The following is a 26,007-nucleotide window of genomic DNA, read 5'->3' on the forward strand; positions in this document are numbered from 1 at the left end:
CGACTTGGACTTGCACATGACTTCCTCCACCGCCTCCTCCGCCGCACGATTCTCCGGCGTGGTCCCGCCCGTCGCGACCCCGCTGAACACCGACGGCACCGTCGACCACGGGTCGCTGGCCCGCCTCGTCGACCACCTCATCGATGCCGGCTGCACGGGACTGTTCGCGCTGGGCTCGACGGGCGAGACCGCGTACTTCACCGAAACCCAGCGGGTCGAGATCGCTCGCACGATCGTCGAGACCACGGCGGGGCGCGTCCCGATCATCGCCGGGGCCATCGAGCTGACCGCGGGCCGGATCATCGAGACCGCCCGCGCGCTCACCGCGGTCGGCGTCGACGCCATCGTCACGACGGCGCCGCTGTACACGCTCAACTCGCCCGCCGAGATCGCCGCGCACTTCCGCACCATCGCCGCCGCGATCGACGTGCCGCTCTGGGCGTACGACGTGCCGGTCCGCGTGCACACCAAGCTCAGCCTCGCGCTGCTGATGGAGCTCGCCGCCGAGGGGGTCATCGCGGGCGTCAAGGACTCCTCCGGCGACGACGTGGGCTTCCGCCGCCTCCTCGCCGCGAACGAGGCCGCCGGTCACCCGCTGCAGCTGCTCACCGGCCACGAGATGGTCGTCGACGCGATGCTCCTCGCCGGCGCCGACGGCGTCGTGCCGGGGTTCGCGAACGTCGAGGCCGAGGGCTACGTCCGGCTGTGGGATGCCGCGACGCGCGGCGACTGGGATGCGGCGCGCACCGAGCAGGAGCGCATCAACGCGCTCTTCGAGGTCGTCTTCCAGCCCACCGGGCTGTCCGGTGACGCGACGGGCGTGGGCGCGTTCAAGGCGGCCATGGTCGCCCGCGGCATCATCGACCACGCCGTCATGGCGCCCGGCGTCGAGGCGCTCGACGACGCGGCCGTCGAGAAGATCCGCGCGATCCTCGACGCGCACGACCTGCTGCCTGCGTGATGGCCGACGTCGTCCTCGCCGTCGACATCGGGGGCACGAAGACCGCGGTCGGCCTCGCCGATGCGGATGACGTGATCCTCGACGAGATCGCCGGGCCGACACCGGGCTCCGCCGGGCCGGAGGCGATCATCGCCACCGTGCTGCAGCTGTCGGCGACGCTCCTCGACCGGATGCCGGAGGCCACCCTGCGCGGGGTGGGCATCGGCACCGCGGGGGTCGTCGACGTCGGCTCGGGGTCGATCATCTCCGCCACCGAGACGCTCGCCGGCTGGGCGGGCACCCGCCTCGCCGACGCCGTGCGCGCCGGCCTCGCGGGGAGGCTCGCCCCCGGTGCCGTCGTCCACGTGCAGAACGACGTCGACGCGCACGCCGCCGGCGAGCACCGGCACGGCGCCGCCGCCGGCGCGGACAGCGTGCTCGTCGTCGCGGTCGGCACCGGCGTGGGCGCCGGCATCATCCTCGGCGGCCGCGCTCTCCGCGGCGCGCGGCACGTCGCCGGCGAGATCGCGCACGTCCCCACCCCCGGCGCCGAGCATCTGCGCTGCCCGTGCGGGCGGCGCGGCCACCTCGAGGCCATCGGCTCCGGCATCGGGCTGTACCGCCACTACCTGTCGCTCGGCGGCGACCCCGACGAGGTCGACGCCCGCGGCGTCGCCGCCCGCGCCGCGCGCGGCGAGGCGCTCGCCGTGCGCGCCGTCCGCGACTCCGCCGCCGCCGTCGGCCGCGCCATCGCGGCCGCCGTCACCCTCCTCGACCCCGAGCGCGTCGTCATCACCGGCGGCGTGCCCGACATCGGCCACCACTGGTGGCAGCCCATGGACGACGCGTTCCGTGCCGAGGTCATCGACGCGCTCCAGACCGTCCCCCTCGTCCCCGGCACCCTCGGTCCCCACGCCCCGCTCCGCGGCGCCGCCGCCTCCGCCTGGGCCGCCCTGAAAGGAATCTCATGACCGCGTCGTCCGCGACGATCATCGACCGGCTGGCCGGCGGCCTCGTCGTCTCGTGCCAGGCGTATCCCGGTGAGCCGATGCGCGACCCCCGCACGATGGCGCAGATCGCCCGCGCCGCCGTGATCGGCGGGGCCGCCGGCATCCGCCTGCAGGGGCTCGACGACATCCGGGAGGCGGCCGACCTCGACGTGCCGGTCATCGGGCTGTGGAAGGACGGGAAGGACGGCGTCTTCATCACCCCGACCCTCGCGCACGCCCGCGCCGTCGCCGACGCCGGCGCCGACATCGTCGCGATCGACGGCACGCGCCGCCCGCGTCCCGACGGGCTCACCCTCGCCGAGACGATCGCCCAGCTCCGCGAGACCCACGACGTGCTCGTGATGGCCGACTGCGGATCGCTCCAAGACGCCCTCGCCGCGGAGGCCGCCGGAGCCGACATCCTCGGCACCACGCTGTCCGGCTACACGGGCGAGCGTCCCAAGACGGTCGGGCCCGATCTCGAGCTCATCGCCCAGGTCCGCGCCGCCTGCACCGCCCCGATCATGGCCGAGGGCCGCATCCACTCACCCGCCGACGCCCGTGCCGCGCGGAACGCTGGAGCCGACGCCGTGTGCGTCGGAACCGCGATCACCCACCCCGCGACGATCACCTCGTGGTTCGTCGCCGCACTCGGAGAGGACATCTGATGGAGATCATCATCGGCAGCGAGGAAGCCATCGGGGAGCGGGGCGCCGACCTGTTCTCGGCGCTGCTCACAGCGCGACCGGACGCCGTGCTCGGGCTCGCGACCGGCTCGAGCCCGCTGCGCATCTACGACGCCCTGGCCGCCCGCGTCCGGGCCGGCGAGGTCAGCTTCGCGCAGGCGCGCGCCTTCACGCTCGACGAGTACGTCGGCCTCCCGGCCGGGCACCCGTGCAGCTACCGCCGCGTCATCGAAGACGACTTCACGTCGCACGTCGACTTCGCCCCCGGCGCCGTGCAGGGCCCCGACGGCACCGCCGCCGACCTCGCCGCCGCGTGCGCCGCGTACGAGGCCGCGATCGCCGCTGCCGGCGGCATCGACCTGCAGATCCTCGGCATCGGCACCGACGGTCACATCGGCTTCAACGAGCCCGGTTCGTCGCTCGGCTCCCGGACGCGGGTGAAGACCCTCACGGCGCAGACCCGCCGCGACAACGCCCGTTTCTTCGGCGATGACGTCGACGCCGTGCCACGGCACTGCCTCACGCAGGGCATCGGCACGATCCTCTCGGCGCGGCAGATCGTCCTCGTCGCAACGGGACAGGCCAAGGCCGAGGCTGTCGCGCAGATGGCGGAGGGCCCCGTGTCGGCCCTGTGGCCGGCCACCGCCCTGCAGCATCACCCCCGCGTCACGGTGCTCCTCGACGAGGCCGCCGCCTCCCGGCTGCAGCTCGCGGACTACTACCGCGACGCGTACGCCGGCCGGCATCTCGTCGCCGCGTCCCGCTGATGATCCCCCCGGTCCTGGTCAGCGCGTACGCCGCGTCGCCCGCCCACACCCACTGGGACCCGCAGCTGGAGGGCGCGCTCCTGGAAGGGCTGTGCGCCCTGCCCGGCGTCGTGGGCCTCGAGCTCCCCTGGCTGGGGGAGCTGCACCCGCATGACTCCGCCTGGCTGCGGGCGAACGTGCCCGCCGGTGCGACGCTCGCGCTCACCGGGCTGCCGTGTGTCATGCGGCGGTGCGGGGCCGATGCCGCGTACGGCATCGCCTCCGCCGACCCGGACGGACGCCGCGCCGCGATCGCGGACCTGCGTGCCCAGGCCGACGACGCGCGCCGGCTCAACGACGACGGTCGCGCGCGCGTCGCGGTCATCGCCCTGCACACCGCGCCGCAGCTGACCGGCAGCGGCGACGCCCTCGCCGACTCCCTCGCCGAGATCGCCGGCTGGGACTGGGACGGCGCCGAACTCGTCGTGGAGCACTGCGACGCGGCCGTGCCCGGGCAGCAGCACGAGAAGGGATTCCTCCCCCTCGCGGACGAGACGGATGCCGTCACGCGCAGCGGCGCGCCCGTCGGGCTGTGGCTGAACTGGGGTCGCTCGGCCATCGAGCTGCGCGACCCCGACGCCGTCACCGCGCAGGTGCGCGCCTGCGCGGACACCGGCCTGCTCCGGGGGCTCGCGTTCTCCGGCGCCGCCGCCGTCGACGGTCCGTACGGCGCGGCGTGGGTCGACGCGCACCTTCCGCTGGCCTCCGCCGACGAGGCGTCGGCGTCGCTCCTGGACGACCGGCACGTCGCGGATGCCGTCGCCGCGGCCGGCCCCCTCGCCTGGGCGGGACTCAAGGTCAGCAGGCGCCCGTCCGACCGCACGGCGGGCGATGTCCTCCGGACGGTCGCGGCGAACCTCGCCGTCGTCGAAGCGGCGTTCGCGCAGCATCCCGGCGCACGCGGTGCCTGACCCGGTCGGCCCGCGGCGGGGTGCCCGTCCGCCCGTCGCGCGTGCGCTCCGGCCGGCCCTCGACGCCCTGGCCGCGGCGCTGCCGACCGCGATGACCACCCGCTCCGACCTCCTCGCCTACCGGGCCGCGGCGACCGCGCGCGGCACGACCGCCGCCGCCGTCGCGGCCCGGTGCGGCCTCTCCGCGGAGGAGCGAGACGTCCACGGCATCCCTGTCACCGTCTTCCGTGGCCGCGCCGCGCAGCCCGCGGCGCGGGTGGTGTTCCTCCACGGCGGCGGGCTCATCGCCGGCGACCGGTTCGACGGGGCCGATGTCGTCGGCCGGCACGCCGGCGCGCTGGACCTCGAGATCTGGAGCGTCGAGTATCCCCTCGCGCCCGAGCACACGTTCACGGCCATGGTCGACGCGGCGCTGACCGTCGCTGCCGCCGCCGGCGTAGACGGCACCCGGGTGCTCCTGGCGGGGCAGAGCGCGGGTGGGGGCATCGCGGCGGCCGCCGCGTGGGATGCCGCATCCCACGGCGTCCGCATCGACGGGCAGCTGCTCGTCTGCCCCATGCTCGCCCGGGCCGACCCAGCCGCCACCGCCGCGTTCCGCGACGACCCGTCGTGGAGTGCGCAGAACAGCACGTCCGCGTGGCAGGCGGCGCTCGACGGCGACGCCGCCCTTCCAGCGGGGGAGCGGCGGGACCCCCCGGCCCTGCCGCCCGCGTACCTGGACGCGGGTTCGGCGGAGCTCTTCCGCGACGCGATCACGGCGTACGCGACCGCCCTGTGGCGCGGTGGCAACCGCGCCGAGCTGCACGTCTGGTCGGGCGGGTTCCACGCCTTCGACTGCGCCGCCGAGGAGGCGGTCGTCTCCGCCGAGTCGCACCGGGTGCGCGGCGACTGGATCCGCCGCTGGCTCGCCGGGGAGGTCTGAGGCGCGCGCTATCACCGCGGCGCGAGCGCCTCAAGCCCCCCGCGTGCCGGCGGCATCCGCGTTATGGTCCTGGAACCGGACACGAGAGAGGATGCCGCGATGAGCGAGCACGCGAACCATGACGAGAAGGCGGCGGCGGGCGGGCTGGACGAGCACGGCACGCCGACCGCCGACGAGCACGGCACGCCGACGGTCGACGACGCGGTGCGCGAGGAGATGGACGGCGGCGCGCTGGCCGAGCCGGACGTCGACCTCGACGAGCCGCCGAGGCGCGCGGACGACGACGCGTGAACGCGGTCGCCACCACGCCGGTCACGCTCGGCGCCTCGTCGCTCGGGACCCGTCCGGGCGCGTCCGAACTGGCCGGCGCGCTGCTCGCCTCGCCGCTGGGCAACGTCGACACGAGCAACAACTACGCCGGCGGCCGCAGCGAGACCGCCCTCGGCGAGGCCATCCGCCGCGCGGGCGGCCTGCCGGCCGGGAAGCTGGTCTTTTCGAAGGCGGACAGCGACGGCGACACCGGCGTCTTCGACGGCGACCGCGTCCGGCGCTCGCTCGAGGAGTCGCTCGGGCGCCTCGGGCTCGACAGCCTGCCGCTCTATCAGCTGCACGACCCGTACACGATCGGGTTCGACGAGGCCATGGCGCCCGGCGGTGCCGTGCCCGCGCTGCTCGCCCTCCGGGACCAGGGGGTCATCGGGGCCATCGGCATCGCGTCCGGGACGATGGCGCAAGTGCACGAGTACGTCGAGACCGGCCTCTTCGACGTCGTCCTCTCGCACAACCGCTTCACCCTCGTCGACCGCTCGGCCGAGCCCACGTTCACGCGTGCCCGTGAACTCGGGATGACGGTCTTCACTGCGGCCCCGTTCGGCGGAGGGACGCTCGCGAACGGATCCGGCACGTACGGCTACCATCCGATGCCGGCCGATTTCGCGGCGCACGTCGACCGCGTGCGCAGCCTCGCGCGGGAGTGGTCGGTCGACCTGGCCGCTGCGGCGCTCCAGTTCTCGCTGCGGCATCCGCTCGTGGACACCACCGTCGTGGGCGTCAGCTCACTCGAACGGCTCAACGCCCTGCCGGGGCTGATCGGCGCCCCCGTTCCGGACGGCTTCTTCGCGGCGATCGAGCAGCTCGGACCACCGCCGGCCAGCGGCAACGACTGAGCCGGGAGCCCCGACGCGCCGGTGTCGGGGCCCCGTGCGACGCTCCCCGTAGACACGCGCCGATCGCTCTGCGAAGCTATCGGGTCGGATCCACACGCTCGGAGATCTCGTTGCTCGGCAAAATCCTCGTCAAATACCTCGCGCAGTACCGTTGGCTGCTGCTCGGCGTCCTGGCCTTCCAGTTCGCGGCGGCGGTCGCCTCGCTGTACCTGCCCCGCCTCAACGCCGACATCATCGACAAGGGCGTCGCCCAGGGCGACACCGGCTACATCTGGTCCACGGGCCTGCTCATGCTCGTGATCTCGCTCGGCCAGATCACGGCATCCGTCATCGCGACCTACTTCGCCGCGCGCGCCGCGATGGCGGCGGGCCGTGACATCCGCCGGGACGTCTACGAGAAGGTCAGCGGATTCTCCGAGCGCGAGGTGTCGCGCTTCGGGCCGGGCTCGCTCATCACGCGCAACACCAACGACGTCCAGCAGGTGCAGATGCTCGCGATGATGGGCGCGACGATGCTCGTCACGGCGCCGCTCCTCGCGATCGGCGGCGTCATCATGGCCCTGCAGCAGGACGTCGGCCTCAGCTGGCTCATCGCCGTGTCGGTGCCGCTGCTGCTCGCCTTCGTCCTTCTCATCATCAGCCGCATGGTGCCCCTGTTCCGCAGCTTCCAGGAGAAGCTCGACGCCGTGAACCGCGTCATGCGCGAGCAGCTCACGGGCGTGCGCGTCGTGCGCGCGTTCGTCCGCGAGCGCATCGAGGAGGAGCGCTTCGCCGTCGCGAACACCGACATCATGGTCGTCGGCCGCAAGGTCGGGTCGCTCTTCGTCCTGCTGTTCCCCGTCGCGATGCTCGTCCTGAACGTGACCGTCATCGGGGTCATCTGGTTCGGTGCGATCCAGGTGGATGCCGGAAACGTCGAGATCGGGACGCTGTTCGCCTTCATGCAGTACGTCGCCCAGATCCTCATGGGCGTGCTCATGGCGAGCTTCATGACGATCATGATCCCGCGCGCCGCCGTGTCGGCCGAGCGCATCGGCGAGGTCCTCGCGAGCGATTCCACCCTCACCCGGTCGGAGAACCCGGTCACCGCGTTCCCCGCGCCGGGCACGGTCGCCTTCGCGGACGCGGAGTTCACCTACCCGGGCGCCGACGCCCCCGTGCTGCAGGGCATCACGTTCGAGGCCCGGCGGGGGGAGACCGTCGCGGTCGTGGGGTCCACGGGTTCCGGGAAGACCACGCTCATCTCCCTCATCCCGCGCCTGTTCGACGTGACCGGCGGCGCCGTGCGCGTCGGCGGCGTCGACGTGCGCGAGGCCGACCTCGACCGACTGTAGAAGGGCATCGGCCTGGTGCCGCAGCGGCCCTTCCTCTTCTCCGGCACCGTCGCCTCCAATCTGAGGTTCGGGCGCGAGGAGGCGACCGACGAAGAGCTCTGGCAGGCGCTGGAGATCGCACAGGGGCGGGACTTCGTCGAGGAGATGGAGGGGCGGCTCGACGCGCGCATCGCGCAGGGCGGAACGAACGTGTCGGGCGGCCAGCGCCAGCGCCTCGCGATCGCGCGCGCCATCATCCATCAGCCCGACATCCTCGTCTTCGACGACTCGTTCTCCGCCCTCGACCTCGCCACCGACGCGCGGCTGCGGCAGGCCCTGTGGCGCGAGCTGCCCGAGGTGACCAAGATCGTCGTGGCCCAGCGCGTGTCGACCATCACCGACGCCGACCGCATCGTCGTGCTGGAGGACGGCCGGATGGTCGGCGTCGGGACGCATGAGGAGCTGCTGGAGTCCAGCGACACCTACCGGGAGATCGTCGAGTCGCAGCTGGGGGTGGAGGCGTGAGCGCCACGGAGAACCTGACCGAGGAGGAGCGCCGCGACCTCGAGCTGGCCGAGCAGGCCCGACTGAACTCCGGCGACTGGGACAGCGTCGCGCCCGGCAAGGCCGCGAACTTCGGTCAGAGCTTCAGCCGCCTGATCGGGCTGCTCAAACCCCACGCCGCCGCATTCGTGTTCGTGTCGATCCTGGGCGCCGTCGGGGTCGTCCTGGCCGTCATCGCGCCGAAGATCCTCGGTGAGGCCACGAACCTCATCTTCGAGGGCGTCGCCTCGAACGCGCTCGCCGCCCAGTTCCCCGCCGGCACGTCGCAGGAGGTCGTCGTCGACGCGCTGCGCAGCGCCGGTCAGACCGACATGGCGAACATGATCGCGGCGATGGGCGACTTCACCGTCGGCGCGGGCGTCGACTTCGAGGCCCTGCGGATGGTGATCGTCGCCGTCCTCGCCATCTACGTGGTCTCGTCGATCCTCAGCTGGATCCAGGGCTACGTCATCAACGTGATCATGGTCCGCACGATGTGGCGCCTGCGCGAGTCGGTCGAGACGAAGATCAACCGCCTCCCGCTGTCCTACTTCGACAGGGTGCAGCGCGGCGAGCTCATCTCCCGCGTCACCAACGACATCGACAACATCACCCAGACGATGCAGCAGTCGCTCTCCGGCGTCGTCACCTCGGTGCTCACCGTCGTCGGCGTGCTCATCATGATGTTCTCCATCTCGTGGCAGCTGGCCCTCGTCGCGCTCGTGTCGCTGCCGTTCATGGCCGTGATCTTCGGCGTCATCGGTCCGCGGTCGCAGAAGGCCTTCGGCACCCAGTGGCAGAAGGTCGGGCGGCTCAACGCCCGCGTGGAGGAGTCGTTCTCCGGGCACGCCCTCGTGAAGGTGTTCGGTCGTGAGATCGATTCGCGGGAGAAGTTCCAGGTCGAGAACGAGGAGCTGTACGAGGCGGCGTTCAAGGCGCAGTTCCTCTCCGGCATCATCATGCCCGGCATGATGTTCATCGGGAACCTCACCTATGTGGGCATCGCCGTGCTGGGCGGTCTCATGGTCGCGACCGGGCAGCTGACGCTCGGCTCCGTGCAGGCCTTCATCCAGTACTCGCAGCAGTTCACGCAGCCGCTGTCGCAGCTGGGCGGCATGGCGGCGGTCATCCAGTCCGGCACGGCGTCGGCCGAGCGTGTGTTCGAGCTGCTGGACGCGGACGAGCAGGAGCCGGATGCGAGCGACGCACCCGCCCCCGTCGACGGCGAGGGCGTCATCGAGTTCGAGAACGTCTCGTTCTCGTACAGCCCGGAGCACCCGCTCATCTCGGACCTGTCCTTCCGGGTCGAGCCGGGGCAGACGGTCGCCATCGTCGGACCGACCGGCGCCGGCAAGACGACGCTCGTGAACCTCATCATGCGGTTCTACGAGCTGGACGGCGGTCGCATTCTGCTCGACGGGCAGGACATCGCCGAGCTCACCCGCGACGACGTGCGCGCCCGCACCGGCATGGTGCTGCAGGACCCGTGGCTGTTCGCCGGCACCATCCGGGAGAACATCCGGTACGGCCGCGAGTCGGCGACCGATCAGGAGATCGTGGATGCCGCGACCGCGACGCGCGTCGACCGGTTCGTGCACTCGCTCCCGGACGGCTACGACACGGTCCTCGACGAGGAGGCGTCCAACGTCTCGGCCGGGGAGAAGCAGCTCATCACGATCGCCCGCGCCTTCGTGGCCCAGCCGTCGGTCCTGATCCTCGACGAGGCGACCTCCTCCGTCGACACCCGCACCGAGCTCCTGCTGCAGCACGCCATGGCGGCGCTCCGCGAGGGCCGCACGTCGTTCGTGATCGCGCACCGGCTCTCCACGATCCGCGACGCCGACCTCATCCTCGTGATGGAGCACGGCGACATCGTCGAGAAGGGCACGCACGAGGAGCTCATCGCCGCCGAGGGTGCGTACTGGCGGCTGTATCGCGCCCAGTTCGAGCATGCGGCGACCGACCTCGCGGAGGACCCTGCGCCGACCGAGGCCTGAGCGCTCATCCCCCGAGGAACCGGCGCAGCGTCAGGGCGTTGCGGACGGCGTGGCCGTGTCCGTCGTTGTTGAAATACGCCCAGACGTCGTGCCCGTTCGACGTCCACTCCCGGATGCGGTCGGCCCACCACCCGAGGTCGTCGTCGGAGTACGAGCCCTCGTACAGCCGGTCGTGGCTGGGCCCGTGGAACCGGAGGTACACGGTGCGGGCGGTCGCACGCAGGATGCACTCGATGTGCGCGCCGCTCACGACGCAGTACGCCGTGCCGTGCCGCTCCAGCAGGGCGAACACGGCCTCGTCGTTCCACGTCGGGTGACGCAGCTCGACCGCCGTCGTCATCCCGTCCGGCACGCGTGCCAGGAAGTAGTCCAGTCGGTCATCGTCGCGCTGCATGTCGGGCGGGAGCTGCACGATCATGCAGCCCGCCCGGTCGCCGAGCGCCCGCCACCCCCGCGTCATGCGCTCGAGCCACACCTCCGGATCGTAGAGGCGCTTTCCGTGTGTCAGGCCGCGGGGAGCCTTCACGGTCATCGCGAAGCCGGGCGGGAGCCGCTCACGCCACGCCGCGAACCGTGCATCGGGCGGCCAGCGGTAGAAGCTCGCGTTCAGCTCGACGGTGTCGAAGGCCTCGACATACCGCGCGAGGCGCTGCCCGGCCGGCGTCCCCGGCGGGTAGAGGACGTCCGTCCAGTGGTCGTAACTCCAGCCCGAGGTGCCGACCCGGATCACGCCGACCCGCCGTTCACTCCGCGTCGATGAGCTCGAGGAGCGCGCGCAGCTCGTCGCGGATCTCGGTGTGGTCGTGCTGCCCCGCCCGGCTCTCGCCCGAGATCACGCCGGAGCGGTGCACCTTGCGGAAGTCGCCGAACGGGAACGAGTACGCGCCCTTGGTCTCCCGGTTCTGCTCCTTGTCGATCCCGAGATGCCAGTGCGAGAACTCCGTCCACCCGTGCTCCTCGATGAAGCTGTTCTCCTCGTCGGCGGTGGGGGCGGCTTCCGACCAGGCGTCGCGGTCGTCCCGGACGACCTCGCCGGCACGGATGAGCCTGCGGGCGTTCTCGACGGCGGGCCGGTTCACCTCGATGGCCATCAGCGACCTCCTCGCGACACCACGAGCGCGCGCCCGAATCGGAACAGGCCGACAGCGGCGAGGACCCACGGGCCCACGACCAGCACGGGATCCATCCACGCGTGCTTCAGATCGACCCGCCCGCGCCCGAATCTCGAGGCGATCGGGTGTCGTCCGCGCTCGCCGAGGACCCCGGACTGGGTGATCGGGTCGTCCGGGCGGCGTGAGGCGAGGGATGCCAGGTGCGCGCCCGCGGAGTCCACCCGGTCCGCCGCGACCAGCAGCAGCCAGTGCGCCGTCTGCCCTTCGCTGTAGCGCGCGTACGCGAGGCGGCGGATCCCGCCGGCCACGCCGTGCAGCGGCTGCGCGGTGCCGAAGACCGGTGTCAGCCGGGTGTGCTCGACGGACTTCTCCCGCGGACCGAATCCGTGCTGCTGCTCGGGCAGGTCCCAGTGGGCGCCGGTGGCGATCCCGGGCTGCTCGCGAGGGAAGGCGGGGCGGTCGGCCGGGTCCAGGTCGGCGCCCCACCCCGGGATGCGGGCCCGCAGGGCCTCGGGGTCGTGCGGGCGGCCGGGCTTATCGGCGGTGTACGGCATGTCGTCCTCCTTCGTCCTAGGCGACCGGGGTGATGATCGGCTTGATGATCCCGTCGAGCTTCGACGAGAAGACGTGGTAACCCTCCGCGATGTCATCCAGCGCGAACCGGTGCGTGATCAGCTCGCGTGGCGCGATGCGGCCGGCGCGGATGTGCTCGAACAGTCGCGGCCACTGCCGCTTCACCGGCGCCTGATTCATGCGCAGTGTGAGGCCCTTGTTCATGGCATCGCCGAACTTCACGGCGCTGTAGAGGGGCCCGTAGGCGCCCATGACCGAGACGGTGCCGCCCTTGCGGACGGAGTCGATGGCCCAGTTGAGCGCGACGGGCGACCCGCCCTGCAGTTTGAGCTTCGCGGAGGTGACGTGCTGGATGACGTGACCGTCCGCTTCCGCGCCGACGGCATCGATCACCCGGTCTGCTCCGAGGCCGTCCGTCATCTTCTTGAGAGTCCGGACGACGTCGTCGACCTCCCCGAAGTGCAGGGTCTCCGCATACGCGAACTGCTCGGCCTTGCGCAGCCGGTAGTCGATGTGGTCGACGACGATCACCCGCCCCGCGCCCATCAGCCAGCAGGAGCGCGCCGCTGCGAGCCCGACCGGTCCGGCCCCGAACACGACGACGGTGTCGCCCTCGACGATGTCGGCGAGCTGGGCCCCGAAGTACCCGGTCGAGAACGCATCCGTCAGCAGCAGCGCATCCTCCGGGTGGATGTCGTCCGGGATCACGGTCGGTCCCACGTCGGCGAACGGGACGCGGACCAGCTCGGCCTGACCGCCGTCGTAGCCCCCCGTCGTGTGCGAGTAGCCGTAGATGCCGCCGATGGCGGTCGCGTTCGCGTTGACGTTGTGGCAGTTGGAGTACAGGCCCCGTGCGCAGAAGAAGCACGAGCCGCAGAAGATGTTGAAGGGCACCATCACGCGGTCGCCGACCCGCAGATTCTGCACGGACGCACCCACGGACTCGACCGTCCCGATGAACTCATGACCGAAGGTGTGCCCCACCCGGGTGTCGGGCATCATGCCGTGGTACAGGTGCAGGTCCGAGCCGCAGATCGCGGCGAGCTCGACCCGCACGATCGCATCGTTGGGATGCTGGAGACGGGGCTCCGGCTTGCTGTCCACGCGGATCTTGTACGGCCCCCGATACGTCATCGCTTTCATGCCTCCGGTTCTAAACGCGACCCGTCGTGGGCGCAGGGGGGTTGCATCTCGCGCCGCGGTGTGGAAACGGACCGGCCCACGGACACAGGGATGCCCACGACGTCAAGCCCTTCGCGGTTTTCCGCTCGGTGTCTCAGGCTGTTCGTCAGACTTGCTCTCCGGCTGTGCACGGCAGAGCAGAAAGGGACATGGCATGACCGTCGACACGGAACCGACGACGAAGCTGCACCGCGGCATCACCGGACCGCTGCTGTTCTTCTTCGTCCTCGGCGATGTGCTCGGCGCCGGCATCTACGCGCTCATGGGGGTGCTCGCCGAGCGGGTGGGCGGGATGCTGTGGGCGCCGTTGCTGCTCGCGCTCGCCCTCGCGATGCTCACGGCGGGGTCGTACGCGGAGCTCGTCACGAAGTATCCGCGCGCCGGCGGCGCCGCCGTCTTCGCGGAGCGGGCGTTCCGGATGCCGCTCGTCTCCTTCCTGGTCGGGTTCAGCATGCTGGCCGCCGGGGTCGTCAGCGCCGCCGGTCTGAGCCTCGCGTTCGCCGGGGAGTACTTCCAGACGTTCCTCCAGCTGCCGGTGATCCCCGTCGCGCTCGTCTTCCTCGCCGTCGTCGCGGCGCTCAACGCCCGCGGCATCCGCGAATCGATGGCGGCGAACGTCGTCATGACGGTGATCGAGGTGAGCGGGCTCGTCATCGTCATCGCCGTCGTGGGCCTCATGCTCGCCGGGGGCGGCGGCGACGTCGCCCGTGTCACAGCCCTGCCGGACGGCGCCGGCGCGGCGACCTCCGTGCTCGCCGGCGCCATCATCGCCTACTACTCCTTCGTCGGGTTCGAGACGTCCGCGAACGTGATCGAGGAGGTGAAGAATCCGTCCCGCTCCTACCCGTGGGCGCTCTTCGGCGCCCTCCTGACGGCGGGTGTCGTCTACGTCCTCGTCGGGCTCGCGAGCGCGATCGCGCTCCCCGCCGCCGAGCTCTCCGAGTCCACCGGTCCGCTGCTGGCCGTCGTGGAGGCCAGCGGCGTCGCCGTGCCGTCCTGGCTGTTCAGCCTCATCGCGCTCATCGCCGTGGCCAACGGCGCTCTCCTGACGATGATCATGGCGAGCCGTCTGGCCTACGGCATGTCCGAGCAGGGGCTGCTGCCGTCGGCCTTGTCCCGGGTGCTCCCGAAACGCCGGACCCCGTGGGTCGCGATCCTCGCGACGACCGTGATCGCGATGCTCCTCACCCTCGTCGGCGACCTCGCCACCCTCGCCGAGACCGTGGTGCTCCTGCTGCTGTTCGTCTTCCTGAGCGCGAACGTGTCGGTCCTCGTCCTGCGGCGGGATGCTGTGGAGCACGAGCACTTCCGGGTGTGGACGGTCATCCCGTATCTCGGCATCGCGTCCTGCGTCCTCCTGCTCACGCAGCAGCGGCCGATCGTCTGGCTGTTCGCCGCGGCGCTTCTCGTCGTCGGCGTCATCCTGTACTTCGCGACCCGGTGGGGGAGGCGCCGCGGCGCGCGCTCCGCGGACCCGGAGCGGGGTCCCCTCGTCCGGTCCTGACGCACCGCCGACTACTCGCGCGATCGTGGACTGTCAAGCCCCTCCGGCGCGTTCCGCCCCCGCCCTATCTTCTCGCCACCGCCCACTGCCGGGCGCGCAGGGAACACATCGCAGGGGGCATCGTGCGTACGACATCCAGACGACTCCTCGCCGCGGCCGCGGCGCTCACGCTCTTCGGCGGTCTCACCGGCTGCGCGCAGGGCACGGGCGGGATGGAGGACGACGACACCGAATACAGCCCGGACGCCGACCTGACCGGATCGCTGTCGATCATGGGCTTCTCCGGCGTGGACGAGGTCGCGACCTCACGGCTCGACCTGGCGAAGGAGGCGGTCGGCGACGTCGACGTGAAGCTCGCGGAGGGCGATCTCGACATGCAGCAGCTGCTGTCCGCGATCGCGACCGGGCAGCCGCCGGACCTCGTGTACGCCAACCGGGATCAGGTGGGATCCCTCGCCGCCCGCGGCGCGATCGTCCCCCTCGAGGACTGCATCGACGGGGAGGGGATCCCGACGGACGATTTCGTGGAGTCCGGCCTCGCCCAGGTCACCCTCGACGACGACGTCTACGGCATCCCGGAGTTCAACACCGTGCAGCTGACGATGGCCAACGCGGACCTGCTCGACGCGGCAGGGCTTTCGCTGGATGACGTGAACGGGTCGGACTGGGACCGCACGGCCGATGCGGCCGACAGGATGATGGTCGCGCAGTCCGGCAAGCTCTCCGTGATCGGCGTCGACAGCAAGCTCCCGGAGTTCCTGCCGCTCTGGGCGAAGGCGAACGGGGCCGAGCTCATCTCGGAGGACGGCAGGACGGCGCAGCTGGACGATCCCGCCGTCGTCGAGGCGCTCGAATGGGCGGTCGGCATCTACGACGCGCAGGGCGGATTCAGCGCGGTGAAGGCGTACCGTGACTCCGCCGACTTCTTCGGCGAGGGGAACCAGTTCGCGACGAACGTCCTCGGCGCGATGCCCATGGAGCAGTGGTATGTCAACGTCCTCAACGACGTGTCGCCGGACGCCCCGGTCGCCTTCGACACGGTGCGCGACCGCAAGGGGGAGCCGCTCGCGTACGCCTCAGGGTCGGCGTGGGTGATCCCCGCCGGGGCGGAGAACCCGGCGGCCGCCTGTCGCTTCGCCCGCGTCATGACGTCGCTGGACGCGTGGGAGGCCGCGGCGAACGCCCGCCTCGAGGCGCGGAACACGGAGGGCAAGGCGTTCACCGGCATCCTCACCGGCAACACGAAGGCCGACGCGATGATCCGCGACATGACGACCGCGGAAGACGAGCCGTGGGCGTCCGCGGTGGAGAAGATGTACGAGGCGAACGACGACACCTTCAGCCTCCCCGCGAACCCCGCCGACGCCGAGTTCAAGTCGGCGATGTTCGATGCCGTCAACGCCGTGCTGAACGGTCAGAAGGAACCCGCCGACGCGCTCGCGGCGGCCCAGGACAAGGCCCAGGCCGCGCTGGACGAGGGCTGGGACAAGCTGGAATCGAGTGACTGAGGATGAGCACGGCCGTCGCGGCGACGCAGCGGGCGCGTGATGCTTCGCGCGCCCGCGCCCGCCGGCGGAACGTCGGTGCGGCGTTCCTGTTCCTCAGCCCCTGGCTCGTCGGTTTCGTCGTCTTCACCGCCTGGCCGCTGATCTACAGCGCCTACCTGTCGCTGACCGACTACGACGTGATCAACGACCCCAGCTTCGTCGGACTGGACAACTATGCGGAGATGTTCCGCGACCCGAAGGTGGGTCTCGCGCTCGGCAACACGTTCCTGTTCACTGCTCTGCAGGTTCCGCTCTACGTCATCGTGTCCCTGCTGCTCGCCCTCCTGCTGCACCGTGCGGGCCGCGCGTCGGGGTTCTACCGGACGATCTTCTTCCTCCCGAAGATGACGCCGCCCGTCGCCGTCGGCGTGCTCTTCCTGCTGCTGTTCAACGGACAGAACGGTCTCGTCAACGAAGCCCTCGGGGTCGTGGGCATCGACGGGCCCTCCTGGACCACCGACCCGGCATGGGTGAAGCCCGGTCTCGTCGTCATGAGCCTGTGGACCGTCGGCGCGTCGGTCATCATCCTCCTGGCTGCCCTGCAGAGCGTCCCGGAGGAGCTGTACGAGTCCGCACGGCTGGACGGGGCGGGATTCTGGCGGCAGTCGCTGAGCATCACGCTGCCGATGATCAGTCCGGCCCTGTTCTTCATCGTCATCGTCAACACGATCGCCGGGCTGCAGACCTTCGACGAGGCCTACACCGCGTTCTTCGGGGCCGGGAACACGACCTACAGCAACGACGCCGCGCTGTTCTACGTCATCTACCTCTTCCAGCAGGCGTTCGAGTTCCTGCACATGGGCTACGCGTCCGCGCTCGCCTGGTTGCTGTTCGCGCTCATCATGGTCGTCACGACGGTGCAGATCGTGATCTCGCGGCGGCTCGTCTACTACGAGGGGGAGGACGCGCGATGACCCTCTCCGCCACCAGGCCTCCCGCCGTCGCCCCGGACGGCGACGAGCCCCACGGCATCCCCGACCGAAGGAAGGCACGCCGCACGCCGCGCCGGGTGAGCCGCGTGCTCATCGGCCTCGCGCTGGCCGTCTTCGCCGTGATCTTCGCGTACCCGTTCGTGTGGCTCATCAGCGCCTCCTTCAAGCCGCGTGGACAGGTCTTCGACAACCGGCTCATCCCGGAGACCTTCACCTGGGAGAACTACGTCCGCGTGTGGCAGGAGGCACCTCTCGCCCTGTGGCTGCTCAACACCCTCGTCGTGACGGTGCTCGCAGCGGTGGCTGTCACGATCTCCAGTGCGATGGTCGCGTGGGGCTTCGCGTACTTCCGCTTCCGCGGGCGCAACGCGCTGTTCGGTCTGGTCCTGGCGACGATGATGCTCCCCGGCGCCGTCACCATGATCCCGACATTCCTCATCTGGAACTCCCTCGGCCTCGTCGGCACGCTCGTGCCGATGTGGGCGCAGAACCTCTTCGCGAGCGCCTTCTACGTCTTCCTGCTGCGGCAGTTCATGCTCGGCCTGCCGCGGGACCTGTTCGACGCGGCCCGCGTCGACGGTGCCACGCAATGGGGGGTCTTCTGGCGGATCGCCCTGCCGCTGAGCAGACCCGCCATCGCCGTGACGCTCGTCTTCGAAGTGCAGGCCGTCTGGACCGATCTCATGCGGGCGCTCATCTACCTGCGCGACGCATCGACGTTCACGATCCCCCGCGGGCTGAAGTCCCTCGTCGATGCGTTCGGGTTCGGCGGCGAATGGCATTGGGAGATCATCGTCACCGCGAGCGTCATCGCCACGATCCCGATGATCATCATCTTCTTCCTCGGTCAGCGACAGATCATCCAGGGCATCAGCGCGGGAGGGCTGAAGGGATGAGCGCCGCCGCGCGGCGGTTAGGCACACGAGGCGGGCAGATGCAACCCCCAAGCGTGCGGGGTGAGGGTCGGAGAGGATGGCGTCATGCAGCGACTCCACTACACCGGTGACTCGATCCTCATGGCGGATGAGACGGCCGCGGCGCTCCTGGACTACGCGTCCGCGCTCGCGGAGGCGAATGCATCGGATGTCGTCGCTGTGCCCGCCGTCGACGAGGAGGGCCGGTCGACGAAGGCCGAGCTCCTCATCGGCCCGGCCAGTCAGCTCTACACGATGCCGGTGGCCGGCCTGGACGAAGTGCCGCCCGACGCCGACGTGATCGCGGAACTGCAGCTGCGCGCCGCGAAGGTGCGGCCCTCCCGCCCCGTCACCGAGGAGACCGAGCTCTCCACGTTCGTCCAGGGAGACGACGACCTCGTCTGACGGCCCGCCGCAGCGCCATCCGGGTGCGGCATCGTCAGCCGCGGGCGGCCCAGCCTGCCAGCGCTGCGAGCATCGCCCGGCGGCCCGCGGAGTCGTAGGAGCGCTCGTCGTGGCCGAGCAGGTCCACCGCGATGCGGGCAGCGCCGACCTCACGCACCCACGCGGTCCGCGCCGACGTCCCCTCGTGCACGTGGTGGGCGACCTCGACGCGCTCGCCGAGGAGTTGCAGGCCGAGGTAGCGCTCATCCTCAACCTCGAAGTCGGCGATGGGCCCACCGCCCGGCAGCATGCCGCCGCGGATGGGCGTGACGCCGAGCGGCGGATGCCAGGAGACGTCGTCCACCCAGAGACCACCCAGCAGCTCCGGCCCGCCCGGATGCGCCTGCAGGCAGCGGATCCCGATGTGCACGGCCAGGATGCCGATGCCCCGCGCCACCGCGGCGGCGAGTCCGGCGGCAGCATCGTCCGGCAGCGGGGCGTCATCCGACGGCGCCCCCGCGTGCAGCACCAGGAGATCGACGCCGCCGAGGCGGGTCAGTGCGCGGTCGACGTCGTCGTCGACGCTCACGTCGAACCCCGCATCCGCGAGCGTGGCCGACACGAGCGGCGTCGTCCGCGGGAACGGATGCCACGGGTCGGCGTACCGCCCCGCGCCGCTCGCGATGAGTGACCGCATCCGACCTCCGGCTCCCGTCATCCATCCCACTGTAGACACCGGTATCCGCCCCGGCACCCTCGTCAGCGGCGTAGGTTGACCGCATGAGCGCACCGATCACCGGCCCGTCCCGGATCGTCCTGACGGTCGCCGTGCTGGCATCCTTCGTCGCGTTCCTGGACGGCACGATCGTCAACGTCGCGCTGCCCGCCATCAGCCGTGAGCTCGGAGGCGGGCTCGTGACGCAGCAATGGGCCGTGGACGCCTACCTCATCACGCTGGGCGCCCTCATCTTGCTCGCGGGCTCCGTCAGTGACGCGTTCGGCCGCGTGCTCGTGATCCGCCTGGGGCTGATCGGATTCGGCGTCGCGTCGGTCGCCGTCGGGCTCGCCCCCGATCCGATGGTGCTCATCGCGGCGCGGGCGCTGCAGGGTGCCGCGGGGGCCTTCCTCGTGCCGAGCTCGCTCGCGCTCATCACCTCGACGTTCCAGGATGCCGCCCAGGCGCGCGCCATCGGGATCTGGACGGCGCTCACGACCGCCGCCATGCTCGTGGGGCCGCTCCTGGGCGGCCTGCTCATCGACCTCGCCTCCTGGCGGTGGGCGTTCTTCATCAACGTCGTCCCGATCGCGGTGACCCTCTTCCTCGTGCCGCGGATGGGCGTCCACGACGTGCGGCAGCCCGGTGCGCGGGTCGACTGGCTGGGCGCGGCGCTCTGCGCCGTCGGTCTCGGCGCGACGGTCTTCGCTCTCATCGAGCAGGCCCGCCTCGGGTGGGGGGACCCCCTCGTGTGGGGCACCGGCGTCGGCGGGGTCGTCCTCCTGGTCGCATTCGTGCTCCGGCAGCGGCGGGTCGCCTCGCCCATGCTGCCGCTCGAGCTGTTCCGGGTGCGGAACTTCTCCGCGGGCAACCTGGCCACCCTGCTCATCTACGGCGCACTGTCGCTGAACGGCGTGGTGGTCGCGGTGTATCTGCAGGAGAGCGCCGGACTCTCCGCGACGGCCGCCGGCCTCGCAAGCCTGCCGTCGACGGTTCTCCTCGTCCTCCTGAGTTCCCGGGCCGGGGCCCTCGCGGGCCGCTGGGGTGCCCGCATCTTCATGACGGTCGGTCCGCTCGTCATGGCAGCGGGCTGCCTCCTGCTGCTGACGGTCGCGGAGTCGTTCTCCTACTGGTGGCAGGTGCTGCCCAGCATGCTGGTCTTCGGGCTGGGTCTCGCCCTCACCGTCGCTCCTCTGACGGCGGCGATCCTCGGTTCCATCGAGGCCGCCCACGCGGGGGTCGCCTCCGCCGTGAACAACGCGGTGGCCCGCATCGCGGGACTCCTCACGATCGCCTCGCTCGCGCTGATCGTCGCGGGGGACCTCGATCTGGCGGGCCTGCACCGGGCCGCGGTCGTCTGCGCGATTCTGATGGCCGGTGGGGGCGTGGTCTCCTGGCTCGGCATCCGCGACACCGGACGCACCCGCGTCGAGGCCGCCTGATCCGACAGGTCAGGCGGCAGCGGTCTCCACCTCCGCGAGCACACGCGGGTGCGCGAGGATGCGGAAGTGCCCGCCCGTCGTGAGCATGATGTTCCGGGCCCCGGCCAGTTCGCTGCGCTCGGGGATGTGCGGGTCGAACGTGCCGTAGATCGAGACGATACGGGTGTTGAACGTCGCCTGACCGCCCAGGGCCACGATCGTGGCATCCCGCGGGGAGAACGTCCGCAGGGTCCGCGCCGGAAGCAGCCGGGCGTAGCGCGACCCGCCGAACGGCGTGGCGACGGCCACCATCGACCGGACGCGGCCGCCGGCGGGCCCCACCATGACCTGCTTCCCGACCAGCCCGCCCTTGCTGTGCGCCACGAGGACGACATCCCGGAGATCGTGCTGCACGAGGTACGCGGTCACCTTCTCGGCCATCTCGGCGACGGGGCGCCGGTTGCGGCGCAGCAGCTCGACGACGTGCACCGGGTGACCCCGGCCATGCAGCGCCCCGACGAGGGGCTGCATGAACTTCCACGTCTCGTAGACGCCCGGCAGGACGACGATCGGCGTCCGGTCGCCGGTGCGGAACGTCGCCGGGTCGGTGCGGTTGAAGGTCGCGCGCAGCTGCCAGAGACCCGCGTAGGCGTAGTCCCGTGCCCACCACACGAGGATCCGCACCAGCCGGATCACGCCGTCACCTGTGCACGCCCCGTGAGAGCCCGGATCGCGGATGCCACGGCGCGCGGCGCCGTGTGCTGGACGACGTGGAAGCCGCGGGGGATCTCGACGAGCGTGGCGGACGCGGCGGCATCCCGCAGCGCCCGGCACCACTCGCGGCCGGCGATCGGATCGCGGGCGCCGCGAAGGACGAGGAGCGGCACGTCGAGCGCGGCGACGCGCTCCTCGATCGGATACGACAGCATGTGCCGCACCTGCGCCAGGTACCAGGGCACGCCGCAGCGGAGGTAGTCGGTGAAGACGATGCCGTTGACGGTGGGGGACTCGCCCAGCGTGTCGAGCGCCAGCGCGCTCAGCTGGGCGGGCAGTGTCCGGTGCGCCGCATCCGCGACGGGTCCCATGATGACGACGTCGGTCACGAGGTCGGGACGCTGCGCCGCCGCCTCGACGACCCATTGCGCACCCATCGAATGACCGACCAGGACGACGGGTCCGAGGTCGAGCCCGGCGATGACGGCGGTGAGACCGTGTGCCATCGCCTCCACCGGGAGGTCCCGTCCGGGCTTCGGAAGACCCGCGTACCCCGGCAGGTCGATGGAGTGCACCGCGCCGTCCACGGCCAGGGTCGCATGGAGGCGGGAGAGATAGCGGTGCGAGGCGCCGATCCCGTGCACCAGCACGGTCGGCGGGAGTGCCGCCGATGCCGCCGACGGACCCGCCGAGAGCACCCGGAACGCCACGTCGTCCACGTCCACCCGCCGGGGCGGACGCGGGGCGGGTTGCGCGGCGGCGATGGTCACACACGCGAGTATGCGCGAGATCCGGGCGGCCGGGCAGCGGGTTGCTATCGGCATCCCACCGCGCTATGCCGAATCGCGCGAGTGCCCGCGAACCTGTGAGGCGTACAGACTGCGGGCGTACCGTTCGGAGTACGCGTCGCAGCCCTGAACACGAGGAGGGCATCGTGGACGTCATCCGCACCATCCCCCGCACCGACCGCACGGCCGGTCGGACGGTCAGCGAGTTCTCGGAACTGGCGCAGAAGGTCCGCGACAGCGGTCTCCTCCGCCGGCGATACGGCTACTACTGGTCCAAGCTCATCGGCCTGCCGGTGCTGCTGGCCGCCTGCCTCGTCGCGTTCGCGGTGATCGGCGACACCTGGTGGCAGATGTTCACGGCCGCCGTGTTCGCCGTCGTCTTCACGCAGATCGCCTTCCTCGGCCACGACGCGGCGCACCGCCAGATCTTCGTGTCCGGGCGGTGGAACGACTGGACGAGCCTGGTCCTCGGGGACCTGCTCGTCGGGATGAGCTACGGCTGGTGGCAGCACAAGCACACCCGCCACCACGCCAACCCCAACAAGATCGGCGCCGACCCCGACATCGAGCTCCCCGTCATCGTCGTGGCGCCGGAGCAGCGTGCGCGTCCCCGCGGTCGCGTCATCCAGTGGCTGCGGGCGCACCAGGGCATCTTCTTCTTCCCCATCCTGCTGTTCGAGGGCGTCTCGCTGCACGCGTCGGGCATCCGCCGGGTCGCGGTGCGCGAGCACCTGGATCGTCGGTGGGTCGAGACCGCCTTCATGCTGGTGCGGATCGTCGGCTTCGCGGTGCTCGTCTTCCTCGTGCTGTCGCCCGGTGTCGCGTTCGCGTTCCTGGGCGTGCAGCTCGGGCTCTTCGGCTTCTACATGGGCATATCCTTCGCCCCCAACCACAAGGGGATGCCGATCGTGCCGCGAGACATGAAGCTCGACTTCCTGCACCGCCAGGTCATGATGAGCCGGGATGTGCGCGGCGGCCGGGTGCTCGACGTCGCGATGGGCGGACTGAACTACCAGGTCGAGCACCACCTGTTCCCGTCCATGCCTCGCCCGCACCTGCGGCGGGCGGCGCCGATCATCGCCGAGTACTGCCGTGAGCACGGCGTCCCGTACGCGAGCGTCGGACTCCTGGCCTCGTACGCGATCGTCGTCCGCTACACCAACCGCGTCGGGCTCGGCGAGCGGGACGTGTTCACCTGCCCCCTCGTCGACCAGCGGAGCTTCGTCGGCGGGCGTGCGTGAGGCGAAGTGCAGGAGCAGCTGGTGCCGGTGGGGCGGATGACGGCACTCCTGTCCCACCCGTCACACTCGGTCCTGCAGTTCGCGCCGCGCACGGCCTAACCTGGCGGTATGACGACTCCCTCCAGTGCCCCCACTCCGGTCGGACACGCCGGTGAACCGCATGCCGCCGGCGTCTCCCAGCGTCTGAACTGGCTGCGCGCCGGCGTGCTCGGCGCGAACGACGGCATCGTCTCGACGGCGGCCGTCGTCGTCGGCGTCGCGAGTGCGACCTCCGAGTCGCTTCCGGTCCTCCTCGCGGGAGCGGCTGCCCTCGTGGGTGGCGCGATCTCCATGGCGCTGGGCGAGTACGTCTCGGTGTCGAGCCAGCGCGACAGCGAACGGGCGCTCATCGCGAAGGAGCGCCGGGAGCTCGTCGAGGAGCCCGAAGAGGAGCTGGAAGAGCTCGTCGGACTCTACGAGGCGCAGGGCCTGAAACCCGAGACGGCCCGTCTGGTGGCCGTGGAGCTGACCGAGAAGGATGCGCTGAAGGCGCACCTGTCGATGGAGCTCAACATCGACCAGGACGACGTCGTCAGCCCGTGGCATGCTGCGTTCGCGTCGGGCGTCGCCTTCACGATCGGCGCGCTGCTGCCGCTCGCGACCATCCTGCTGCTGCCGCATCCGGCACGGATCGTGTGGACCTTCATCGCGGTGCTGGCGGCCCTCGCTCTCACGGGCTACGTCGCGGCCTGGATCGGCGGCTCGAGCCGGGGCCGCGCGGTGGTGCGCACCGTGATCGGCGGCCTGCTGGCGCTGGGCGCCACATTCGCGGTCGGGACGCTCTTCGGCGCCACCATCGCCTGACGCCTCAGCGCGCCTTCGCGTCAGCTTCGGCCAGCGTGTCGAGCGAGTCGGCGAGCTTCGTGATGATGTCCGCGCCGATCTGCGCTTCCTCGGGGGACAGCGACTCGATCACCTGGACGACGGCGCGGTGGTGCGCGGCGAACGCCTCATCGACCCGGGCGATCGCCTCTTCGGTCGGCACGAGGTAGTGGGCGCGACGGTCGTGCGGATGCTGCACCCGCTCGATAAGGGAGCGGTGCACGAGCCGGTCGACCACGTTCGTCACCGTGGCGCTCGACGTGTCCAGCATGACGATGAGGTCCTTCGGGCTGAGGTCCCGCCCGTCCCGGTAGCCCTGCACGAGATAGCGCAGAGCGGACAGATCGAGGTGCGAGAGCCCGGCACGCGTCAGCGTGCGCTGAGCCTGGACCCTCTCCGCCTCCCGAAGCCGGAGGATCGCGGCACTCAGGCGCTGCCCCTCGGCCGACGACGGGGGATCGGCGTAGAGGTGCTCGATTTCGTGCCGCATGACCAGCTTCGGCATATCAACCTCCGGAAATCCTCGTAATCCGCGGCGACGTCGGCGTTATCGGAACCTTATCGCGATGGCGTTGAGACGAGTATATACGCAATGCCGTGTGACAGCTGGAAAGTAACACAGCAAGTGTGATACATATTTAGTTAGATTCACATTCGCCGAGATCGGCACCGACAGAAGGAGCGACGAATGACCACCGAGACGCACGCAGTCGCATCAGTCCCCGCGCCGGTCACGGCACCCCACGTGGGCCTCGGGACGGGGATGATCCCCCGCATGCGGCCCATCGGACGTGGCGGACTCGCGGACATCATGGCGGTACGGCGGCGGCAGCGTCGCCTCCAGCTGACCGCCCAGGCCGCGTGACCGCCACCATCATGAACACCAAGAGCGAGAGGACCATCGCCATGGGAAAGCTGTACTACGGAAGTGCCGGTGAGCCCATCCAGGTCTCGGACCGACTGCTGGCCCACCTCAAGTTCGTCGCGACCACCAAGCTGCGCCGCCAGGAGAGCTTCGCGCTCAACATCCTGCACCCGACCAGCGAGGACGCCGGCCGCACGACCCTCTGGATCCAGCCGGCCATCCCCCTGCGCTTCGTGTTCAGCTCCGCTGAGCCGGAGACGCTCGATCGGGAGCTCATCAAGCAGCTCGCCGAGGATGCCAACACCACCGGCGGCATGACGCTCGACGCACGCGAGACGGCGCGACCGCTCAACGCGGTGCCTGCCGCCGCGTGAGCTTCGTGAAGGAGGAGTGATGGCAATCCCCATCGCGCCGCGGCTCGTGCTCGAGCCGCTCGATGAACGGTCCTGGCGGCTCCGCGATCGCGACGTCGCGGCATGTGAAGCGGCCAGCGTGATCGCCTATGTCGGGCAGGCCGCGGACGAGTCGTACGAGGCCACCTGGGTCGCCCATCCCGGCGGCACGGACGTCTACACGACGCTCGCCCACCTGCTCGCCGACGCCGAGATGCGCGTGGCGCTGCATGCCCCAGAGGCACCGCGAACCGCCGTCGCCGTCCCGGAGGACGCCCTCCTGGACGAGGTCGACGAGTTCGAGGATGCGCTCGAGGAGGAATGGATGCGGATGTACGGCGAACGCCCCCTGGGGGTGTGAGCTCCGGCCCTCTTCCCGTGCTGGGCGTCAGGTCTGGCGGCGGACGAAGCGCAGCAGCCAGGCGATCACCGCGATGATCACGATGATGAGGCCGATCCAGAGGAGGAACTTCGCGGCCTCGACGAACACGCCGAGCAGCAGCAGGACGACGCCGACGATGAGCAGGATGACAGCGAGTGAGGTCATGACGCCATGCTCCCGTGTGCGGGACGACCGCGTCCACGGGTT

General features: G+C 71.0%; 29 protein-coding genes and 1 pseudogene. 21 read left to right on the plus strand and 9 right to left on the minus strand.

Annotated features, from left to right (window positions below):
• The first annotated feature begins 16 nt into the window (after window positions 1-16).
• The 10 genes and pseudogenes from MSA03_RS08000 to MSA03_RS08045 all read left to right on the plus strand — a co-directional run bounded on the left by MSA03_RS08000 (window position 17) and on the right by MSA03_RS08045 (window position 10,273).
• Window positions 17-961: a dihydrodipicolinate synthase family protein gene (locus MSA03_RS08000; protein ID WP_147050305.1), complete on the plus strand. Its 945-nt coding sequence runs from the start codon at window positions 17-19 to the stop codon at window positions 959-961.
• Complete coding sequence (locus MSA03_RS08005) at window positions 961-1,911, plus strand: ROK family protein (RefSeq protein WP_147050306.1); 951 nt, start codon at window positions 961-963, stop codon at window positions 1,909-1,911. The genes MSA03_RS08000 and MSA03_RS08005 overlap by 1 nt, the downstream gene beginning before the upstream one ends.
• A complete protein-coding gene (locus MSA03_RS08010) occupies window positions 1,908-2,597 on the plus strand; it encodes an N-acetylmannosamine-6-phosphate 2-epimerase (RefSeq protein ID WP_147050309.1) in 690 nt (229 codons plus the stop codon). Before MSA03_RS08005 ends, MSA03_RS08010 begins: the two co-directional genes overlap by 4 nt.
• The gene (gene nagB / locus MSA03_RS08015) at window positions 2,597-3,382 is read left to right on the plus strand and encodes a glucosamine-6-phosphate deaminase (protein ID WP_147050311.1); all 786 of its coding nucleotides are present in this window, start codon (window positions 2,597-2,599) and stop codon (window positions 3,380-3,382) included. The genes MSA03_RS08010 and nagB overlap by 1 nt, the downstream gene beginning before the upstream one ends.
• Window positions 3,382-4,332 (plus strand): DUF4862 family protein, encoded by a 951-nt coding sequence (locus MSA03_RS08020; RefSeq protein ID WP_147050313.1) that lies wholly within the window; start codon window positions 3,382-3,384, stop codon window positions 4,330-4,332. Before nagB ends, MSA03_RS08020 begins: the two co-directional genes overlap by 1 nt.
• Window positions 4,325-5,254: an alpha/beta hydrolase gene (locus MSA03_RS08025; RefSeq protein ID WP_170245472.1), complete on the plus strand. Its 930-nt coding sequence runs from the start codon at window positions 4,325-4,327 to the stop codon at window positions 5,252-5,254. The genes MSA03_RS08020 and MSA03_RS08025 overlap by 8 nt, the downstream gene beginning before the upstream one ends.
• 99 nt (window positions 5,255-5,353) lie before the next feature.
• Entirely contained in the window at window positions 5,354-5,545 is a 192-nt protein-coding gene (locus MSA03_RS08030; RefSeq protein ID WP_147050317.1) for a hypothetical protein, read from the plus strand.
• Entirely contained in the window at window positions 5,542-6,420 is an 879-nt protein-coding gene (locus MSA03_RS08035) for an aldo/keto reductase (protein ID WP_147050319.1), read from the plus strand. Before MSA03_RS08030 ends, MSA03_RS08035 begins: the two co-directional genes overlap by 4 nt.
• A gap of 110 nt (window positions 6,421-6,530) precedes the next feature.
• Window positions 6,531-8,258: pseudogene (locus MSA03_RS08040) on the plus strand (ABC transporter ATP-binding protein).
• Window positions 8,255-10,273: an ABC transporter ATP-binding protein gene (locus MSA03_RS08045; RefSeq protein WP_147050321.1), complete on the plus strand. Its 2,019-nt coding sequence runs from the start codon at window positions 8,255-8,257 to the stop codon at window positions 10,271-10,273. Before MSA03_RS08040 ends, MSA03_RS08045 begins: the two are co-directional and overlap by 4 nt.
• 4 nt (window positions 10,274-10,277) lie before the next feature.
• Here MSA03_RS08045 and MSA03_RS08050 read toward each other — a convergent pair whose 3' ends face one another.
• Genes MSA03_RS08050 through MSA03_RS08065 form a run of 4 tightly spaced genes read right to left on the minus strand, consistent with a single transcriptional unit; the run spans window position 10,278 to window position 13,101 of the window.
• Window positions 10,278-11,003 carry a DUF72 domain-containing protein gene (locus MSA03_RS08050; RefSeq protein ID WP_218028811.1) on the minus strand — a complete coding sequence of 242 codons (726 nt, stop codon included), beginning with the start codon at window positions 11,001-11,003 and terminating at the stop codon, window positions 10,278-10,280.
• Window positions 11,004-11,016: 13 nt separating this feature from the next.
• Entirely contained in the window at window positions 11,017-11,364 is a 348-nt protein-coding gene (locus tag MSA03_RS08055) for a hypothetical protein (RefSeq protein ID WP_147050323.1), read from the minus strand.
• Entirely contained in the window at window positions 11,364-11,939 is a 576-nt protein-coding gene (locus tag MSA03_RS08060; protein ID WP_028497060.1) for a hypothetical protein, read from the minus strand. The genes MSA03_RS08055 and MSA03_RS08060 overlap by 1 nt, the downstream gene beginning before the upstream one ends.
• A gap of 16 nt (window positions 11,940-11,955) precedes the next feature.
• A complete protein-coding gene (locus MSA03_RS08065; RefSeq protein ID WP_147050325.1) occupies window positions 11,956-13,101 on the minus strand; it encodes a zinc-dependent alcohol dehydrogenase in 1,146 nt (381 codons plus the stop codon).
• A 193-nt stretch (window positions 13,102-13,294) separates the two neighbouring features.
• On the opposite strand from MSA03_RS08065, the gene MSA03_RS08070 reads away from it, so the two are divergent.
• From MSA03_RS08070 to MSA03_RS08090, 5 genes are all read left to right on the plus strand, one after another.
• On the plus strand, window positions 13,295-14,644 hold the full coding sequence (locus MSA03_RS08070) for an APC family permease (protein WP_147050327.1): 1,350 nt from the start codon (window positions 13,295-13,297) through the stop codon (window positions 14,642-14,644).
• Window positions 14,645-14,766: 122 nt separating this feature from the next.
• Window positions 14,767-16,152 (plus strand): ABC transporter substrate-binding protein, encoded by a 1,386-nt coding sequence (locus MSA03_RS08075; protein WP_244946369.1) that lies wholly within the window; start codon window positions 14,767-14,769, stop codon window positions 16,150-16,152.
• 2 nt (window positions 16,153-16,154) lie between these two features.
• Window positions 16,155-17,105, plus strand: a complete 951-nt coding sequence (locus tag MSA03_RS08080; RefSeq protein ID WP_147050329.1) for a carbohydrate ABC transporter permease — start codon at window positions 16,155-16,157, stop codon at window positions 17,103-17,105.
• Complete coding sequence (locus MSA03_RS08085; RefSeq protein ID WP_147050331.1) at window positions 17,102-18,019, plus strand: carbohydrate ABC transporter permease; 918 nt, start codon at window positions 17,102-17,104, stop codon at window positions 18,017-18,019. Before MSA03_RS08080 ends, MSA03_RS08085 begins: the two co-directional genes overlap by 4 nt.
• A gap of 84 nt (window positions 18,020-18,103) precedes the next feature.
• Window positions 18,104-18,442 (plus strand): hypothetical protein, encoded by a 339-nt coding sequence (locus tag MSA03_RS08090; RefSeq protein WP_147050332.1) that lies wholly within the window; start codon window positions 18,104-18,106, stop codon window positions 18,440-18,442.
• A gap of 34 nt (window positions 18,443-18,476) precedes the next feature.
• Here MSA03_RS08090 and MSA03_RS08095 read toward each other — a convergent pair whose 3' ends face one another.
• Complete coding sequence (locus MSA03_RS08095; protein ID WP_147050334.1) at window positions 18,477-19,139, minus strand: ThuA domain-containing protein; 663 nt, start codon at window positions 19,137-19,139, stop codon at window positions 18,477-18,479.
• Window positions 19,140-19,201: 62 nt separating this feature from the next.
• Between MSA03_RS08095 and MSA03_RS08100 the strand changes: the two genes are divergently transcribed.
• Window positions 19,202-20,578 (plus strand): MFS transporter, encoded by a 1,377-nt coding sequence (locus MSA03_RS08100; RefSeq protein ID WP_147050336.1) that lies wholly within the window; start codon window positions 19,202-19,204, stop codon window positions 20,576-20,578.
• 9 nt (window positions 20,579-20,587) lie between these two features.
• Here the strand turns inward: MSA03_RS08100 and MSA03_RS08105 are convergent, their stop codons facing one another.
• Window positions 20,588-21,253: an esterase/lipase family protein gene (locus MSA03_RS08105; protein WP_147050338.1), complete on the minus strand. Its 666-nt coding sequence runs from the start codon at window positions 21,251-21,253 to the stop codon at window positions 20,588-20,590.
• A complete protein-coding gene (locus MSA03_RS08110) occupies window positions 21,250-22,041 on the minus strand; it encodes an alpha/beta fold hydrolase (RefSeq protein ID WP_244946370.1) in 792 nt (263 codons plus the stop codon). Before MSA03_RS08110 ends, MSA03_RS08105 begins: the two co-directional genes overlap by 4 nt.
• A gap of 164 nt (window positions 22,042-22,205) precedes the next feature.
• Between MSA03_RS08110 and MSA03_RS08115 the strand changes: the two genes are divergently transcribed.
• Window positions 22,206-23,300 carry a fatty acid desaturase family protein gene (locus tag MSA03_RS08115; RefSeq protein ID WP_244946371.1) on the plus strand — a complete coding sequence of 365 codons (1,095 nt, stop codon included), beginning with the start codon at window positions 22,206-22,208 and terminating at the stop codon, window positions 23,298-23,300.
• Window positions 23,301-23,408: 108 nt separating this feature from the next.
• Window positions 23,409-24,143, plus strand: a complete 735-nt coding sequence (locus MSA03_RS08120) for a VIT1/CCC1 transporter family protein (protein WP_147050344.1) — start codon at window positions 23,409-23,411, stop codon at window positions 24,141-24,143.
• Between the two features lie 4 nt (window positions 24,144-24,147).
• Here the strand turns inward: MSA03_RS08120 and MSA03_RS08125 are convergent, their stop codons facing one another.
• Window positions 24,148-24,651, minus strand: a complete 504-nt coding sequence (locus tag MSA03_RS08125; RefSeq protein WP_244946372.1) for a MarR family winged helix-turn-helix transcriptional regulator — start codon at window positions 24,649-24,651, stop codon at window positions 24,148-24,150.
• Between the two features lie 198 nt (window positions 24,652-24,849).
• On the opposite strand from MSA03_RS08125, the gene MSA03_RS14345 reads away from it, so the two are divergent.
• From MSA03_RS14345 to MSA03_RS08135, 3 genes are read left to right on the plus strand one after another with little or no spacing between them, the layout of a single operon-like run.
• Window positions 24,850-25,026, plus strand: a complete 177-nt coding sequence (locus MSA03_RS14345) for a hypothetical protein (protein ID WP_155947983.1) — start codon at window positions 24,850-24,852, stop codon at window positions 25,024-25,026.
• The gene (locus tag MSA03_RS08130) at window positions 25,023-25,400 is read left to right on the plus strand and encodes a DUF7882 family protein (protein WP_307725239.1); all 378 of its coding nucleotides are present in this window, start codon (window positions 25,023-25,025) and stop codon (window positions 25,398-25,400) included. Before MSA03_RS14345 ends, MSA03_RS08130 begins: the two co-directional genes overlap by 4 nt.
• Before the next feature lie 19 nt (window positions 25,401-25,419).
• Window positions 25,420-25,779, plus strand: a complete 360-nt coding sequence (locus MSA03_RS08135; protein ID WP_147050348.1) for a hypothetical protein — start codon at window positions 25,420-25,422, stop codon at window positions 25,777-25,779.
• Window positions 25,780-25,806: 27 nt separating this feature from the next.
• Here MSA03_RS08135 and MSA03_RS14350 read toward each other — a convergent pair whose 3' ends face one another.
• Window positions 25,807-25,965 (minus strand): hypothetical protein, encoded by a 159-nt coding sequence (locus MSA03_RS14350; RefSeq protein WP_166657818.1) that lies wholly within the window; start codon window positions 25,963-25,965, stop codon window positions 25,807-25,809.
• Between the last annotated feature and the right edge of the window lie 42 nt (window positions 25,966-26,007).

Origin of the sequence: Microbacterium saccharophilum, from assembly GCF_007992455.1 — a bacterium.
In the GTDB taxonomy this organism is placed as follows: Bacteria; Actinomycetota; Actinomycetes; order Actinomycetales; family Microbacteriaceae; genus Microbacterium; species Microbacterium saccharophilum.

Bases quoted from the DNA above. Each gene is read 5' to 3' on its own strand.
- MSA03_RS08000 (WP_147050305.1), top strand. From the start codon at position 17: ATGACTTCCTCCACCGCCTCCTCCGCCGCACGATTCTCCGGCGTGGTC.
- MSA03_RS08005 (WP_147050306.1), top strand. From the start codon at position 961: ATGGCCGACGTCGTCCTCGCCGTCGACATCGGGGGCACGAAGACCGCG.
- MSA03_RS08070 (WP_147050327.1), top strand. From the start codon at position 13,295: ATGACCGTCGACACGGAACCGACGACGAAGCTGCACCGCGGCATCACC.
- MSA03_RS08125 (WP_244946372.1), bottom strand. From the start codon at position 24,651: ATGCGGCACGAAATCGAGCACCTCTACGCCGATCCCCCGTCGTCGGCC.
- MSA03_RS08010 (WP_147050309.1), top strand. From the start codon at position 1,908: ATGACCGCGTCGTCCGCGACGATCATCGACCGGCTGGCCGGCGGCCTC.
- MSA03_RS08020 (WP_147050313.1), top strand. From the start codon at position 3,382: ATGATCCCCCCGGTCCTGGTCAGCGCGTACGCCGCGTCGCCCGCCCAC.
- MSA03_RS08060 (WP_028497060.1), bottom strand. From the start codon at position 11,939: ATGCCGTACACCGCCGATAAGCCCGGCCGCCCGCACGACCCCGAGGCC.
- MSA03_RS08030 (WP_147050317.1), top strand. From the start codon at position 5,354: ATGAGCGAGCACGCGAACCATGACGAGAAGGCGGCGGCGGGCGGGCTG.
- MSA03_RS08065 (WP_147050325.1), bottom strand. From the start codon at position 13,101: ATGAAAGCGATGACGTATCGGGGGCCGTACAAGATCCGCGTGGACAGC.
- MSA03_RS08055 (WP_147050323.1), bottom strand. From the start codon at position 11,364: ATGGCCATCGAGGTGAACCGGCCCGCCGTCGAGAACGCCCGCAGGCTC.
- MSA03_RS08120 (WP_147050344.1), top strand. From the start codon at position 23,409: ATGACGACTCCCTCCAGTGCCCCCACTCCGGTCGGACACGCCGGTGAA.
- MSA03_RS14350 (WP_166657818.1), bottom strand. From the start codon at position 25,965: ATGACCTCACTCGCTGTCATCCTGCTCATCGTCGGCGTCGTCCTGCTG.
- MSA03_RS08085 (WP_147050331.1), top strand. From the start codon at position 17,102: ATGACCCTCTCCGCCACCAGGCCTCCCGCCGTCGCCCCGGACGGCGAC.
- MSA03_RS08095 (WP_147050334.1), bottom strand. From the start codon at position 19,139: ATGACGGGAGCCGGAGGTCGGATGCGGTCACTCATCGCGAGCGGCGCG.
- nagB (WP_147050311.1), top strand. From the start codon at position 2,597: ATGGAGATCATCATCGGCAGCGAGGAAGCCATCGGGGAGCGGGGCGCC.
- MSA03_RS08135 (WP_147050348.1), top strand. From the start codon at position 25,420: ATGGCAATCCCCATCGCGCCGCGGCTCGTGCTCGAGCCGCTCGATGAA.
- MSA03_RS08080 (WP_147050329.1), top strand. From the start codon at position 16,155: ATGAGCACGGCCGTCGCGGCGACGCAGCGGGCGCGTGATGCTTCGCGC.
- MSA03_RS14345 (WP_155947983.1), top strand. From the start codon at position 24,850: ATGACCACCGAGACGCACGCAGTCGCATCAGTCCCCGCGCCGGTCACG.
- MSA03_RS08100 (WP_147050336.1), top strand. From the start codon at position 19,202: ATGAGCGCACCGATCACCGGCCCGTCCCGGATCGTCCTGACGGTCGCC.
- MSA03_RS08090 (WP_147050332.1), top strand. From the start codon at position 18,104: ATGCAGCGACTCCACTACACCGGTGACTCGATCCTCATGGCGGATGAG.